This window comes from Cellulomonas olei, from assembly GCF_039548315.1.
Taxonomy (GTDB): Bacteria; Actinomycetota; Actinomycetes; order Actinomycetales; family Cellulomonadaceae; genus Cellulomonas.
On sequence record NZ_JBCLVN010000013.1, the window covers coordinates 18,487 to 33,108 of the forward strand.

The window sequence follows — 14,622 nt, forward strand, 5'->3', positions numbered from 1 at the left end:
TCAGCCCTTCACCCCGGAGGACGCGATGGACCCGATGAACGCCTTCTGGAACGCCAGGAACAGCGCCAGGACGGGCAGCGTGATCATCGAGGCGTAGGCCATGATCTGCCCCCACGACACGTTGAGCTGGAAGAAGTACTGGATGCCGATCATCACGGGACGCAGCTCCTCGGACTGCACGACCATCAGGGGCCACAGGTAGGAGTTCCAGGCGGGCAGGAACGTCAGGATCGCGACGGTCGCGACCGCCGGGCCGGACAGCGGCATCACCACGCGGCGGTAGATGCGGAACCACCCGGCGCCGTCCATCCGCGCGGCCTCGTCGAGCTCCGTCGGGATGGACGTGAAGTACTGGTAGAAGAGGTAGATCGAGAACGCGTTGGCCAGGAACGGGATCACCTGCACCTGGTACGTGTCGAGCCAGCCCTGCGTCAGCTCCAGGTGGAAGCCCTCCAGGCGCAGGCTCGGGAGCTTGTTCACCCACCACACGAGCGGCAGGGCCAGCGTCTCGAACGGCACGATGAGCGTCGCGATGATCGCGGTGAGCACGAGCTGCTTGCCGCGCCACCGCAGCCGGGCGAGCCCGAAGGCCGCGAGCGAGTTGATGACGAGCCCGAGCGCCACGGTCACCGCGGAGATGCCGATGGAGTTGAGCAGCAGGCGGGCGAACGGCACCCGGTCGAACACCGCCGTGTAGTTGTCCAGCGAGATGTCCCCGACCGGCAGGAACGCCCGCCAGGACCCGAGGTCCGCGAAGATCTGCAGGTCGGGCTTCAGCGAGGACACGAACAGGAACAGCAGCGGCCCGACGAACACCAGGCCGAGCAGCACCCGCCCGGTCTGCGTGAGCCAGGCGGCGCGGCGGCGGCCCGCCCGCCGGCCGGAGCGGGCGCGCGGCTCCGGGGCGGGCTGCGCGGCGGGCGCCAGGTCCCCGGCGGCGGGGCCGGGCACCGGCGAGGCGGCGTGCGGGGGCGTGACGGTGGCCATGTCAGTCCTTGTCCCGGGTGAGGAAGCGCTGGACGCCCGACACGACGAGCACCAGCACGAAGAAGACGAGGGAGATCGCCGAGGCGTAGCCCGTGGCGAGCTGCTGGTAGCCGGTGCGCACGGCCATGTAGACGACGGTCGTCGTGGAGTCCAGCGGCCCGCCCTGCGTCATGACGTTGATCTGCGTGAACAGGCTCAGCGCGGCGATCGTGATGGTGATGAGGATGAACGTCCGGGTCGCCGCGAGGCACGGCCACGTGATGTACCGGAACCGCTTCCAGCCGGTGGCGCCGTCCAGGTCACCGGCCTCGTAGAGCTCGCCCGGGATCGTCTGCAGGCCGGACAGCCAGATGATCATGTGGAAGCCGACGGCCTGCCAGATGGACATGAGGATGATCGCCGGCAGCGCGGTGCGGGTGTCGTTGAGCCAGTCGACCGGCTGGTACGACGGGTGGACCACCGCGATCATCGCGTTGAGCAGCCCGTCCTTCTGGTAGAGGAACCGCCACAGCAGCGACACCACGACCATCGAGGTCACGACCGGCACGAAGTACAGCGTCCGGAAGATGTTCGTGCCGCGGACCTTCGCGTTGACCAGCAACGCGAGCACCAGCGCGAGGCCGGCCTGCACCGGCACCACCACGGCGGCGAACACCACGGTGTTGCGCAGCGACGCCCAGAACACCGGGTCGCCCCACAGCGTCGCGAAGTTGTGCAGCCCGACGAACGAGGCCGGCCGCGGGGAGATCAGCCGGGCGTTGGTGAACGCGAGGACGAACGCGAGCACCACGGGCACGACGAGGAACACCACCAGCAGGGTGGCGGCGGGCGCCACCATCCAGGCGGCGGTGCGTGCCTCGTGCCCGCGGCCGGTGCGCACGCCGCCGCCGCGGGTGGGTCGGCGCACGGCGGACCGCGGTCGCGGGCGCGCGGCTCCGGTGGCGAGGGCCATGGCGGGACCTTTCGGGGTGGGGGCGCGACGGCGCGGAGGCCGGGCGCGGGGGTCGGGGTGCCGTCCGCGGGGAGCGGCGGTGCGGGACGACGGGGTGCGGCCGGCGCCCGGGCGGACCGGGACGACGGGGGTGCCGGGCGCCGGACGCCGGCCGCGGGGCGTCAGAAGGCGTAGTCGCCGTTCTGCGCGATGTCGTTGTCGATGTCGGAGACGGCCTTGTCGAGGATCGTCGCCGGGTCGCCGCCGGACAGGATGTCCTGCGTCGCCTTCTGGAACACCGACGTGATGTACGGGTAGGCGGGCGTCACCGGGCGCACCACCGCGTAGTCCTGCGAGAACGTCCGGAACACCTCCTTGGCGCCGCCGGCGGCGTAGTCCGTCATCGCCGCGGCCGCCTCGTCGGTGGCGGGGATGGTGCCCGTCGCCTCCGCGAGCGCCTGCACGTACTCGGCCTGGTGGCTGAACTCGAGGTAGGCGCGCGCGCCGTCGACGTCCTCGCACTGCGCGCTCATCGCCCACTGCCAGGAGCCGCCGCCGATGGCGGGGCCCTCGCCGAGGTCGACCGGCGGGATGACCACGGCGTCGTCGCCGAACGCGTCGGTGACCGTGTCGTACGCCCACGAGCCGCTGTAGAGGATCGCGGACTTCCCGTTGACGAAGTCGGCCGTGGCGTCCTCGCCGGAGCGCGCGGCGATGTGGCCGTCCGCGACGAGGCCCTGCATCCAGCCCGCCCAGTCGAGCGCGGCGTCGCCGTTCAGCACGCCGTCGGCCGTCGTGTAGCCGTCCCGGTCGACCAGGTCGCCGCCGGCGGACTGCAGGAACGGCGAGTAGGCGTAGGTGATCCACTCGCCGGTGCCGCCGGTGCCGAGGTCCAGGGGGTAGTCGTACTGCCCCGTCGCCTGGAGGTCGTCGAGCACGGTCTCCAGCTCGTCGCGGGTCCACGGGTCGTCGGTGGTGGGCACGCGGGCGCCGACCGCCTCGAGCGCCGAGGCGCGCGTGAAGAACGCCAGCGCGACGTCGTAGTGGCCGAACGCGTACACGTCCCCGTCCACCTCGCCGATCGTGCTCGGCAGCTGGCCGTCGAACTCGTCGTCGGGCAGACCGAGCGGCTGGATGTAGCCGGCCCACGCCCAGTTCGGGACGTTGGGGGCGTCGATGTCGAGCACGCACGGCAGCTTGCGGGCGGACGCGGCGGCCACGACGGCGTCGTTGTAGGACGCCTGCGGGAACGCCTCGAGCTCCACGCGGTAGTCGGACTGGCTCGCGTTGAAGTCGTCGACGATCTGCTGGTTCGCGGCGAGCTCGGCGTCGTTGCCGCCGTTGTGGGTCCACAGGGCGATCGTGGTGGGGCCGTCGCCGCTGCTGCCGGACGACCCGGAGGAGCAGGCGGTCAGGGCGACGAGGGAGCAGGCGGCTACGCTGGCGGCTGCGAGGCGCCGGACGGTGTGACGAGACACGGAATGGTCCTCCGGATCACTGGATGGTCGTTCATCTGGTGTGCCGCGACGCGCTGCAACGCGTCGCTGGGGCGCCGCCCCGGGGTCATTCCCGGGGCGGCGTTCCGACGGAGGCCCGGTGCACGACCGGACCCCGGAGCCGGACCGTGCGCACCTCGGGCTCGTGGCCCTCGTCGCGCGCGGAGATCTGCTGGTACAGCTGCTGCGCCGCCCACGCGCCCATCTCCCGGTGCGGGAGGGCGACGGACGTCAGCGGCGGGTCGATCGCCTCGGTGAGGATCCGCATGTCGTCGAACCCGACGACCGAGACGTCCACGCCGACGCGCAGCCCGAGGGCGTGCGCCGCGAGGTAGGCGCCCATCGCCATGCGGTCGTTGAAGCAGAACAGGCCGGTGGGGCGGTCGGGTCCGGTCAGCAGGGCGGTCGCGGTGCGCCGCGCGGCGTCCGTGGTCGGCTCGCTGGGGACGACGACCACGTCCTGCGCGGGGCGCCCGGCCTCGGCGCACGCGGCGCGGAAGCCCGCGGGGCGTCCGTGCGAGGCCGGGATGTCGTCGGCGTCGTTGATCATGGCCAGCCGGCGGTGACCGGCGTCGAGCAGCACCGCGGCGGCGTCCCGGCCGCCGGCGACCTCGTCGGGCGTGACCCACGAGTGCGTGCTCCCGGCGGCCTCGGCGTTGAGCACCACGACCGGCACGTCCGCGAGGCCCTGCGGCACCTGGACCACCCGGTGGTACATCGCGGCGTACAGCACGCCGTCGACCTCCCGGTCCAGCAGCTCGCGGACCTCGCGGGCCTCCAGCTCGGCGTCGTACTCGGTGTTCGTCACGAGCAGCACGCCGTCGTGCGCGCGGATGACCTCCTGCGCCCCGGCGATGAGCTCCCCGGCGTACGGCGTGGTCGCGATCTCGTCGCCGACGAAGCCCACGGAGTCGGACCGGCGGGTGCGCAGCGTGCGCGCGACGGCGTTCGCGGAGTACCCGAGCTCCTCGGCGGCGCGGCGCACGCGCTCCTGCGTGCCGGCCGACGTGCGGGTGCCGGGGGTGCGGTTGAGCACGTGCGAGACCGTCGTCGCGGACACCCCGGCGCGGGCGGCGACGTCCCGGATGCTCACGCGTGCTGCCACGGGCCGCTCACCGCCACTTCGTCGTGTCCGTGGCTGCCAAACCGTTTTGTCAGCCGAGTGCCAAAACGATGAACCACCGGACGGGTCCGTGTCAACCCACCGCCGCGCACACGACGTGCGGCTGCGGCGGACACCGCCGGGGCGGCGCCGGGGGCGAGGTCAGCGCAGCGGGCGTCCGTACTGGTCACGACCTCCGGAGGCCAGCAGGACGATCCCGTCGACGACGGCCCACAGCCACACGGCCGGGGCGATGACGAACCCGATGAGCACCACCATGAGCAGCCCGCCGAGGAAGAAGCCCAGCAGCTGCAGCAGGCCGATCGCCGTCTGCCCCGCGTAGAGCCGCCCGACGCCGCACACGCCGACCAGCGGCAGCAGGAGCTGGAGCAGGCCCGCGGTGGAGCGGCTCTTGTCCGACCAGGGCAGCCCGGTCGCGGGGTCCACCCCGTACGGCGCGGTCGGGCTCGCGTACAGCGGCGCCACGGGCGGCGGGTACGCGGCGGCGTACGGCTGCACGGCGCCCGGGTACGGCTGCTGCGCGGCGTACGGGTCCTGCGCGGCGTATGGGTCCTGCCCCGGGTACGGGTCCTGCCCCGGGTACGGCTGCTGCGCGGCGTACGGGTCCTGCGCGGCGTACGGGTCCTGCCCCGGGTACGGGTCCTGCCCCGGGTACGGCTGCTGCGCGGCGTACGGCTCGGACCCCGGGTACGGCGGCGGGTCCTGCGGCGTCGGGTACGGGTCGCCGACGGGCTGCGCGCCCTCGGCCGGCTGCGGGGGCTGCTGCTCGTCCGTCATGCGCCGGACACTAGCGCGGCGGGCGCCGCCCGCGGACGGCATTCCCGGGCCGTCGTGGGCGCCGGCGGTCAGAACGCGTAGCGGCTCACCGCGTCCGGGTGGATCACCAGGCGGACCTGCTCCTCGGCGAGCAGCCCCTCGAGCTCCCGCGCGCGCACCGGGTCGTCCAGGTCCCAGTACCGGGCCGCGAGCCGGGCCGCCAGGTCGTGGCCACCGTCGTGCTCGACCGTCACGGGCCCCGACACCGCCACCCAGTGCTCCCGCTCACCCACCGGCGCGGCGACGACGATCGACGCCCGCGGGTCCTCGCGCAGGCGGCGGACCTTCAGCGTACCGGGGCCGGTGAACAGCTGCACCGTGCCGTCGTCCGCGAGCTCGAACCACACCGGTCGCGGCTGCGGCGGCGTGGGCCCGGCGGCGACGGTGAGGAACCCGTGCAGCGGGCGCTGCAGCAGGGCGCGGTCCTCGGCGGTGAACGCGGCGGCCATGGTCGTCCTCCCGGTGGCGTAGCGGATCCTCCTCGCGCAACCCCGGGCGGCGCGCACGGATTCCTCGCCGGCGGCTGTCGATCCGGGGCCTTCCCGTTCGACCTGGGAGGTGAGAGGGTCCGCGGGAGGCGGGCCACCGACACCGAGGGAGACGACGATGGCCAAGTACATGCTGATCATGCGGGGCACCGACGAGGGCGTCGCGGCCTTCCGGGAGCTGGACTTCCGGGAGGTCATCGCCGCGATGGGCCGGTACAACGAGTCGATGATGCAGGCCGGGGTGCTCGTCGGCGGCGAGGGGCTGAGCGACGCCACCGAGGGCGCCGTCGTGGACTTCACCGCCGAGACCCCGGTCGTCACCGACGGCCCCTACGGCGAGACGAAGGAGCTGTTCAACGGCTTCTGGATCCTCGACGTGCCCACCCTCGACGACGCCGTCGAGTGGGCCAAGCGCGCCCCGCTGCACGGCGCGGGCAACAAGATCGAGGTCCGCCGCGTCACCGGCCCCGAGGACTTCCCGCAGGACGACGAGTGGATCCAGAAGGAGGCCGTGTGGCGGGAGCAGCTCGGGACGAACTGAGCGCCGCCGACGCCGGGCGGCGCGCCGTCGAGGCGGTCTGGCGGATCGAGTCCGCGCGGATCGTCGGCGCGCTCGCCCGGTACACCGGCGACTTCCCGCTGGCCGAGGACGTGGCGTCCGAGGCGCTGGCCGAGGCCCTCGTCGCGTGGCCGCGCGACGGCGTCCCGCGCGACCCCGTCGCGTGGCTGCTGCACGTCGGCCGGCTGCGGGCGGTCGACGCGTTCCGGCGCCGGTCCGCCCGGGACACCCGGTACGCCGCCCTGGGACGCGGGCTGCCCGAGGGCGGCGCGCACGCGGGTGCCCCGCCCGCCCTCCCGGACGACCCCGACGTGCTGTGGGACCCCGACCGGATCGACGACGACCGGCTCGCGCTGCTGTTCGTGGCCTGCCACCCCGTGCTGCCGCGCGAGGCCCGGCTGGCGCTCACGCTGCGGGTGGTCGGCGGGCTCACCAGCGAGCAGGTCGCCGCGGCGCTGCTCGTCCCCGTGCCGACCGTCCAGGCCCGGATCACCCGCGCCAAGAAGTCGCTCGCCGCCGCCGGCGTGCGGTTCGAGGTCCCGCCCGCGGCCGAGCGCGCCGAGCGCCTCGGGTCGGTGCTGAACGTCGTGTACGTGCTGTTCACCGAGGGCTCGTCGGCGTCCACCGGCGACTCCTGGATCCGGCTCGACCTCGCGCACGAGGCGGTCCGGCTCGCGCGGGTGCTCGCGCGGCTGGTCCCGGACGAGCCCGAGGCCCAGGGCCTCCTCGCGCTGCTCGAGCTCACCGCCGCCCGGTTCCCCGCGCGCACCGGCCCCGACGGCGAGCCCGTGCTGCTCGCCGACCAGGACCGCCGCCGGTGGGACCGGTCCGCGATCCGCCGCGGCCGCGCCGCCCTGGCCCGCGCGCACGCCGCCGGCCGCGGGCTCGGGCCGTACGGCCTCCAGGCCGCCATCGCCGAGCAGCACGACCTCGCCCCCTCCGTGCCCGCCACCGACTGGGCGCGCGTCGTCGAGCTGTACGGGGCGCTCGCGCAGGTCGCCCCGTCCCCCGTCGTCGAGCTCAACCGCGCCGTCGCGGTCTCCCAGGCGTCCGGCCCGGCGGCCGCGCTGCCCCTGGTCGACGCCCTCGCCGACGCCGGCGCCCTGCGCGGGACGTACCTGGTGCCGAGCGTCCGCGGCGAGCTGCTCGCCCGCCTCGGCCGGACCGACGAGGCCCGGGCGGAGCTCCTGCGCGCGGCCGCGTTGTGCGGCAACGCCCGCGAGCGGTCGGTCCTGGAACGCAAGGCGGCAACCCTGTAACCGCCCCCACCCAGGTACCGCCCCCCACTCAGGCACCGCCCCCCACCCAGGTTCCCGTCGGAGGCTCCGAGGGGAATCGGTCGAGAGCACGCGGGTTCGGAGGTCTCCGGGGGCACCTCCGATCCCGCGCGGACCTCTCCGAGCACGCTGGGAGGCTCCGACGGGAGCGGGGCGGGGGCGCGGGGTGGGGGTGCCGGGCGGGTCCGGGGGTGGGGGCGCCGTGGTCAGCCTGCGAGGCCGCGCGCGACGATGCTCCGGCCCGCGGCGAGGACCGCCTCGCGCGCGGGGCGCGGGGTCACGCCGAGGACCTCGCGGGTCTTGGCGGTCGACACCCGCTTCACGTAGCCGAGGTCCGCCGCCACGGGCTTGAGCTCGTCCCGGAACAGCGCCGTCGCCCGCACGACGAGGTCCGGGACCCGCCGGGTCGGCACCCTCGACGCCCGCTCGCCGAGCTCGTTCCGGAGCAGCGCGCCGATCTCCGTCATCGCGATCGCCGGCTCGCCGGTGCCGACCAGGAACCGCTCGCCGGCGGCACCGGTCGCCGTCATCGCGGCGACGTGCGCCGCCGCCACGTCCCGCACGTCGACGACCGGGACGAACATGTTCGGGTACCCGCGCATCCGGCCGGCCAGGCTGCTCAGCACGATGTGGTTCGCCCCGGAGACCTGGTCGCCCATCACCGGGCCCATGACCGCCACCGGGAGGACGGTCGTCAGCTCCGGCGCCCCGCCGGTGGTCGCGACGAAGTCCCAGGCCGCCCTCTCCGCGAGGATCTTGCTGCGCCCGTACGCGTCGACGCCCGGCCCGTGCAGCGGCGACCAGTCCTCCTCGGTGAACACGCGGTCGACCGGCCCGTGGCCGAAGCCGACCGCGTGGAAGGCCGAGGTCAGGACCACGCGGCGGACCCCCGCGTCGCGGGCGGCGCGCAGCACCCGCAGGGCCCCGTCGCGGGCGGGCGCGATGACCTCGTCCTCGTCCGCGACCCTGCCGGTCCGTACGGGCGAGGCGAGGTGGACGACATGCTCGACGCCCGCGACCGCGGCCGCCCAGCCGGCGTCCCGCAGGAGGTCCGCCTCGACGAACGTCAGCGCGTCGTCGCGGACCGCGCCGGCGTCGCGGAGCACCGCGCGGACGGCGGCCTCCGTGCGCAGCGAGCGGAGGGTGGCGCGCACCGTGTTCCCCTGCTCCAGCAGCTGGACGATCACGTGCCCGGCGATGAACCCGGACCCGCCGGTGACGAGGACGTGTGACATGGGAACCCTCCCGATCGCGTGACGAAGCGGCCTCGACGATCGTCGGCGGCGCGCCCGCACCGCCCCAGACCCCTGGCGACACTGGTACCGGGAGGGCACACCCTGCGCCCGGCGCGCGTCGCTACCGTCGGAACGTGACCGACGAGCCGAACGCCCTGGGCGAGTACCTGCGTGCCCGGCGCGAGCTCGTCACCCCGGAGCAGGTCGGGATCCCCGTGCTCGGTGTGAGGCGGGTACCGGGGCTGCGCCGCGAGGAGGTCGCGATGCTCGCCGGGATCAGCGCGGAGTACTACCTGCGGCTCGAGCAGGGCCGCGACCGCCGTCCCTCCGCCCAGGTCCTGTCCGCGATCGCCCGCGTCCTGCAGCTCGAGGACGACACCTACCTGCTCGGCCTCGCCGCGGACCGCCCACGTCGGGAGCGCGCACGCCCCCGCCGCGAGGTCCTCCCGGCCAGCACCGCCCGCCTCGTGGCACAGCTGCCCGTCGCCGCGTTCGCGGAGGGGCGCCACCTCGACGTCCTCGCCGCCAACCCGCTCGCCGCCGCGATCTCCCCGCGGCTCGTGCCGGGCGGGAACCGGCTCCGCGACCTGTTCCTCGACCCGGCCGAGCAGGCGCTGTTCGAGGACTGGGAGCGCGCCGCCGCCGCGCTGCTGGCCGGCTTCCGCAAGACCGTCGGGCGACGCACCGACGACCCGCGCGTCGTCGAGCTCGTGGGCGAGCTGTCGCTGGCCAGCCCCGAGTTCCGGCGGCTGTGGGCGCGTCACGACATCGCCGAGCGTGCCGGCGCCGCCGTCGTGCTCCACCACCCGGTGGTCGGCGACCTCCGGCTGGATCGCGAGAAGCTCGCCGTCGCCGGGACCGACGGCATCATGCTCGTCGTCTACCACGCGGCGCCCGGCACCGAGACCGCCGAGCGCCTGGCCCTGCTGGGCTCGCTCGCGGTGCCGGCCGCGGGGGACCGGCGGGCGTCCGAGGCGGGAAGCGGGACCTGACGGGCGGAGCGGGTGCCCCGGGCGCACGAGGCGCACCGTGCGCGCCAGGGGCGGAGGTCACCCGCCGCGGCGGGGCGGCGCTCCTACAGTCCGGCGCATGACGGTGCGAGTCTCCGCGGCGACGCTCAACAGCTCCGACACCGGCCGGACGGCTGCCTTCTGGGCGGCGGTGCTCGAGGGCGAGGTGGCCGACGGCGGGAACGGCTTCGTCCACGTCCGCAGCGCGACGCTGCTCCTCATCGTCCAGCCGGCGCCCGGGCGGCCCGCGCACGTGGAGACCGACGTGCACCTGGACCTGCGCGCCGACGACCCGGCGTCGACCGTGGCGCGGGCCCTGGCGTCCGGCGGGTCGCTCGTCGCGCGACGATCGGACTCCCACGGCCGCTGGACCGTCCTGCGCGACCCGGACGGTCGCGAGTTCTGCGTCGCCTGACCAGGCGTCGGCGACACCGGACGCGCTCTGCCCGGCTCGGGCAGCCGCACGCACGCCCACAGCCCGGCGCGCGTCCTCCACGCGCACGTCCCCCGCCGCAGCCGCCCCTTCGGAGGCTCCGACGGAGCTCGGTGCAAGGCACGCGGGCTCGGAGGCCTCCACGCACACCTCCGATCACGCGCGGACACCTCCGAGCACGTTCGGAGGCTCCGACGGAGCTTGGTGGGAGGGACGCGGGCTCGGAGGTCTCCGCGGACACCTCCGATGACGCGTGGGCGCCTCCGATGACGCGCGGGCACCTCCGAGCGCCCGTGGGAGGCTCCGACGGGGGTGAGGGCGGGAAGCGCCCGGGTAGCGGCGGGGCCGGGCGGCTGACGCTCCGGGCGGCGGTGGCGGTGGCGTTTGGGCTAGGCGCCCTCGGAGCGGCCCTCGCGCCAGTAGCCCATGAACGCCACAGCCTTGCGGTCGACGCCGCAGCCGCCGACGAGGTGCCGGCGCAGCGTCTTGATCGCCCCGGCCTCGCCGGCGAGCCAGGCGTAGAGCGCGGCGGACTGCCGCAGGGGCTCGCCGGTGGTGTGGTCGACGGGGACCTCCCAGAGGATGCCGCCGTCGATGTCGACGTCTTCCAGGTCGAGGCCGTCGGGGACGGGGGCCTCGTGGGGCATGAGGCGGGTGCAGGCGGCCTGGACGGCGGGGACGAGCAGGGAGCCGTACGGGGCGCCGTCGCGCGGGAGCCAGCGGACGGTGACCCCGGCGGGGGCGTCGAGGGGCAGCTCGTCGCCGGTGACGGGGACCTCGAGCAGGGCCTCGCCGCGGGCGTCGCGGGGCAGGCGCTCGAGGATGCCGGCGATGGCGGGGACCGCGGTCTCGTCGCCGGCGATGAGCAGGCGGTCGGCGTGGGCGGGCGGGACGAAGTCGACGCCGCCGGACGGCCCGGGGTGCGCGCGGTTGGGGCCGAGCACGACGAGGGAGCTGCCGACGCCGGCGGACGCGGCCCAGCGGGAGGCGGGTCCGGCGTCGCCGTGCAGGACGACGTCGACGTCGAGCTCACGGGCGTCCTGCCGGACGGCGCGGGCGGTGTAGGTGCGGATGGGGTGGCGGAGCTCCTCGGGGAGGTCGCGCCACTGCAGGTACCAGGACTCGCCCTGCGGGACGGTGTCGTAGCCGCACGGCAGCGGGAGCAGCAGCTTGATGCGCTGGTCGTAGCCGTTGTCGGCGAACTGGTCGAGGTCGTCGCCGGTGAACGTGAAGCGGCGGAACGACGGGCTGAGGTCCACGACGCGTGCGACCCGCACGTCGAAGAACCGGAACGGCGTGGTGACGGCCGGCGCGGTGGTCGTGGTCATGGCGCCACCGTAACCCGAAGGCAAGCCTTACCTCACCCCCTGTGTGACACATCCCACTGGGTGGACCGCCGTCATGCCGCGGACGTCCCGAACGCGAGACCCAGCAGGTAGGTCGCGGCGGCGGCGCCGAAGCCGATCGCCAGCTGGCGCAGCGCGCGCTTGGTCGGCGAGGACCCGGACAGCACGCCGACCGTCGCCCCCGTGCCGAGCAGCGCCAGGCCGACCAGCCCGCTCGCGAGGGCGACCGCCGGCCAGCCCTCCATGCCGAGCAGGTACGGCACGACGGGGACCAGGGCACCGGTGGCGAAGAAGCAGAAGCTCGCCCCGGCGGCGCCGACCGCGGAGCCGACGGTCTCGTGCTCGTCGACGACCTCGGCGGGCGCGTCGGGCGCGTCGGGCGCGGCACCCGCCGTGCCCGCCGAGGTCGCGGCACCCGCGTCGGCCGCCCCCTCGCCGCCCGCACCCGCCCCGGCGTCCGCGGCCTCGTCGACCGCCCCCTCACCGGGCGTGAGCGCGGACGCGGGCGCGGCGCCCTCCAGCACGGCGAGCCCGGCCAGGACGGTGCCGGCGCGCTCCCGGGCGGCGTCGGGCGTCATCCCGCGCGCCCGGTAGACGAGCGCCAGCTCGTTGGCGTCGAGGTCCAGGTGCGGCAGCGCCTCGCGGGCCTTCCGGCTCGGCCGCGACGCCTCGAGCAGCTCGCGCTGCGAGCGCACGGAGACGTACTCCCCGGCCCCCATGGACAGCGCCCCGGCGAGCAGGCCGGCGAGGCCCGTGAGGAGCACGGTGGACGTGGCGACGCCGCTCGCGCCGATGCCGAGCACGAGCGCGAGGTTGCTCACCAGGCCGTCGTTCGCGCCGAACACCGCGGCGCGGAACGTGCCCGAGATGCGGTTGCGGCCGCGCATCGCGAGGCTGCGGACGACCTCCTCGTGGATGCGCTCGTCGGCGGCCATCGTCGGGGTCGCGTCGGCGTCGTCCGCGTACGCGGAGCGGGACTCGGCGCGCTGCGCGAGCGCGAGCACGAACACGCCCCCGAACCGCCGGGCCAGCCAGCCGAGCACGCGCGAGCGGTAGTCGCCGCGCAGCGGGCGGCCCACCTGGTCGCCGAGCAGGTCGAGCCAGTGCTGCTCGTGCCGCTTCTCGGCGTCCGCGAGCGCCAGCAGGATCGCCCGCTCCTCACCCGTGCGGCGCGACGCGAGGTCGCGGTACGCGGCGGCCTCGGCCCGCTCGTCCGCGAGGTAGCGGCGCCACCGGCGCACCTGCCGGCGGGTCGGGGTGGGCGCGGGCGCTGCGGGGTGGCCCCCGGAGGGGCTGTGGGTCGGTGGCACGGTCCACCATCGTGGGGCCTGCCGACGCCCACGTCACGCGTTCCGGGCCGATTCGGGAGGCCGAATCGACGGGTCCGCCGGCCCCCTGAGCAGGGCGCCGGACGTCCCCGACCGGCGGTCCGGCGACCCGGGGTGCCGCCCCCCCGCCCGGCGCGCGCCCGGTCAGTCCTCCCAGGGCGGCGTCTCGTCGAGCTTCCGGTAGTACTTCGCTAGGTGGCTCTTCACGCGGTCGACGTCCTTCGCCGGCAGGTCCACGCCGCCGCGCGAGCCCTGCAGGACGGCCGCGGCGGCGAACACGCCCCGCGGCACCGCCACCAGCCGGTCGTCGACGACGTCGGCGATCAGCAGCTTGTACGCCGTGACGTTCTCCTTCGCGTCGGCGTCGCACCAGACGTGCGCGTCGCGGTACCTCTCGTTCGGCCCGTCCTCGGCACCCGCCCAGGCGCGGACGCGCTTCTCGGCGGCGGCGCCGTCCCACGCGCGGTCGCGGTCGGCGAGCGGCAGGTCCTGGAACGCGGTGACAGCCATGGTGCTCCTCTCGAACCGTGGGGTTGGTCAACCGGCCGGTTGGGCACGGCCGGACGCGCTCACGACGCGGTCACGACGACGGCGCGGCCTCGCGCAGCTTCTCCAGCAGCGGCCCGGCGGCCTCGTCGAGGAACCGCTGCTGCGCGGCGTCGCCCACCTGCACGAGCGCGATGTCGGTGAACCCCGCCTCCCAGTAGGCGCTCACGCCCTCGACGATCGCGTCGAGGTCCGGGCCGCAGGGGATCGTCTCCGCGACGTCGTCCGGGCGGACGTACTGGCTGGCCGCGTCGAACGCCTCCGTGGTCGGCAGGTCGGCGTTGACGTGCCAGCCCCCGGCGAACCACCGGAACTGCTCGTGCGCGCGCCGCTTCGCGGTCTCCACGTCAGGGTCCCAGGAGATCGGGATCTGCCCGATCTTGCGGGACGGGGCGGGCGGCTCCGCGCCGACCTCGGCCGCCGCCTGCGCGCGGGCGTCGTCCCAGCCCTGCAGCAGGTCGGCCTCCGGCTCGGTGGTGATGAGGTGGTCGGCCAGCGGGGCGAACCGGGAGATCGACTGCGCGCCCGACACGGCCACGCCGATCTCGACCGGCTGGTCCGGCAGGTCCCACAGCCGGGCGGAGTCCACGCGGAAGTGCACGCCGTCGAACGTCAGCCGGTCGCCGTCCAGCAGCGCGCGGATGATCTCGACGGCCTCCTCCAGCATGTCGTGCCGCTCGCCGACCGCCGGCCAGCGCTCGCCCACGACGTGCTCGTTGAGGTTCTCCCCCGCGCCGAGCCCCAGCGTGAAGCGCCCGTCCGACAGCACGCCGACGGTCGCGGCCTTCTGCGCGACGATCGCCGGGTGGTACCGCACGGTGGGGCAGGTCACGTACGTCATCAGCCCGACCCGGGACGTGGCCTGCGCGACCGCGCCCAGCAGCGTCCAGGCGTACGGCGCGTGCCCCTGCTCGTCGAGCCACGGGAACGCGTGGTCGCTGGAGACGAGGAAGTCGAACCCGAGCCGCTCCGCGTCGACGCCGTAGCCGACGAGCTGCTTCGGGCCGGACTGCTCGGTCATGAGGGTGTACCCGAATCGCGTCATGC

General features: G+C 75.2%; 15 protein-coding genes. 4 read left to right on the forward strand and 11 right to left on the reverse strand.

The genetic code is table 11. The features are described 5' to 3' along the window. From AAHH18_RS06370 to AAHH18_RS06395, 6 genes are all read right to left on the reverse strand, one after another. Entirely contained in the window at nt 1-987 is a 987-nt protein-coding gene (locus AAHH18_RS06370) for a carbohydrate ABC transporter permease (RefSeq protein ID WP_343300999.1), read from the reverse strand. Between the two features lies 1 nt (nt 988). After that, nucleotides 989-1,939: a carbohydrate ABC transporter permease gene (locus AAHH18_RS06375; protein WP_343301000.1), complete on the reverse strand. Its 951-nt coding sequence runs from the start codon at nt 1,937-1,939 to the stop codon at nt 989-991. Nucleotides 1,940-2,100: 161 nt separating this feature from the next. Continuing rightward, entirely contained in the window at nt 2,101-3,396 is a 1,296-nt protein-coding gene (locus AAHH18_RS06380) for an ABC transporter substrate-binding protein (protein WP_343301001.1), read from the reverse strand. An 85-nt stretch (nt 3,397-3,481) separates the two neighbouring features. Next, entirely contained in the window at nt 3,482-4,519 is a 1,038-nt protein-coding gene (locus AAHH18_RS06385) for a LacI family DNA-binding transcriptional regulator (protein WP_283318579.1), read from the reverse strand. Nucleotides 4,520-4,678: 159 nt separating this feature from the next. Continuing rightward, nucleotides 4,679-5,314, reverse strand: a complete 636-nt coding sequence (locus AAHH18_RS06390; RefSeq protein ID WP_343301002.1) for an NINE protein — start codon at nt 5,312-5,314, stop codon at nt 4,679-4,681. 68 nt (nt 5,315-5,382) lie between these two features. Then, nucleotides 5,383-5,802 carry a pyridoxamine 5'-phosphate oxidase family protein gene (locus AAHH18_RS06395; RefSeq protein ID WP_283318581.1) on the reverse strand — a complete coding sequence of 140 codons (420 nt, stop codon included), beginning with the start codon at nt 5,800-5,802 and terminating at the stop codon, nt 5,383-5,385. Nucleotides 5,803-5,959: 157 nt separating this feature from the next. Between AAHH18_RS06395 and AAHH18_RS06400 the strand changes: the two genes are divergently transcribed. Then, nucleotides 5,960-6,382: a YciI family protein gene (locus AAHH18_RS06400; protein WP_343301003.1), complete on the forward strand. Its 423-nt coding sequence runs from the start codon at nt 5,960-5,962 to the stop codon at nt 6,380-6,382. Further along, nucleotides 6,355-7,659 (forward strand): RNA polymerase sigma factor, encoded by a 1,305-nt coding sequence (locus AAHH18_RS06405; protein WP_343301004.1) that lies wholly within the window; start codon nt 6,355-6,357, stop codon nt 7,657-7,659. The genes AAHH18_RS06400 and AAHH18_RS06405 overlap by 28 nt, the downstream gene beginning before the upstream one ends. Nucleotides 7,660-7,883: 224 nt before the next feature. Here AAHH18_RS06405 and AAHH18_RS06410 read toward each other — a convergent pair whose 3' ends face one another. Further along, the gene (locus tag AAHH18_RS06410) at nt 7,884-8,912 is read right to left on the reverse strand and encodes an NAD-dependent epimerase/dehydratase family protein (RefSeq protein ID WP_343301005.1); all 1,029 of its coding nucleotides are present in this window, start codon (nt 8,910-8,912) and stop codon (nt 7,884-7,886) included. 134 nt (nt 8,913-9,046) lie between these two features. Here AAHH18_RS06410 and AAHH18_RS06415 point away from each other — a divergent pair, with 134 nt between their 5' ends. Together AAHH18_RS06415 and AAHH18_RS06420 are read left to right on the forward strand one after the other, a co-directional pair. Next, nucleotides 9,047-9,904 carry a helix-turn-helix domain-containing protein gene (locus AAHH18_RS06415; RefSeq protein ID WP_343301006.1) on the forward strand — a complete coding sequence of 286 codons (858 nt, stop codon included), beginning with the start codon at nt 9,047-9,049 and terminating at the stop codon, nt 9,902-9,904. A 97-nt stretch (nt 9,905-10,001) separates the two neighbouring features. After that, nucleotides 10,002-10,337: a VOC family protein gene (locus AAHH18_RS06420; RefSeq protein WP_343301007.1), complete on the forward strand. Its 336-nt coding sequence runs from the start codon at nt 10,002-10,004 to the stop codon at nt 10,335-10,337. A 407-nt stretch (nt 10,338-10,744) separates the two neighbouring features. Here the strand turns inward: AAHH18_RS06420 and AAHH18_RS06425 are convergent, their stop codons facing one another. From AAHH18_RS06425 to AAHH18_RS06440, 4 genes are all read right to left on the reverse strand, one after another. Beyond that, on the reverse strand, nt 10,745-11,683 hold the full coding sequence (locus AAHH18_RS06425) for a siderophore-interacting protein (protein ID WP_343301008.1): 939 nt from the start codon (nt 11,681-11,683) through the stop codon (nt 10,745-10,747). Nucleotides 11,684-11,754: 71 nt separating this feature from the next. After that, complete coding sequence (locus AAHH18_RS06430; RefSeq protein WP_459349091.1) at nt 11,755-13,011, reverse strand: VIT1/CCC1 transporter family protein; 1,257 nt, start codon at nt 13,009-13,011, stop codon at nt 11,755-11,757. A gap of 162 nt (nt 13,012-13,173) precedes the next feature. Continuing rightward, complete coding sequence (locus AAHH18_RS06435; RefSeq protein ID WP_343301009.1) at nt 13,174-13,539, reverse strand: hypothetical protein; 366 nt, start codon at nt 13,537-13,539, stop codon at nt 13,174-13,176. Between the two features lie 70 nt (nt 13,540-13,609). Beyond that, on the reverse strand, nt 13,610-14,620 hold the full coding sequence (locus AAHH18_RS06440) for a TIGR03557 family F420-dependent LLM class oxidoreductase (RefSeq protein ID WP_343301010.1): 1,011 nt from the start codon (nt 14,618-14,620) through the stop codon (nt 13,610-13,612). Nucleotides 14,621-14,622: the final 2 nt, after the last annotated feature.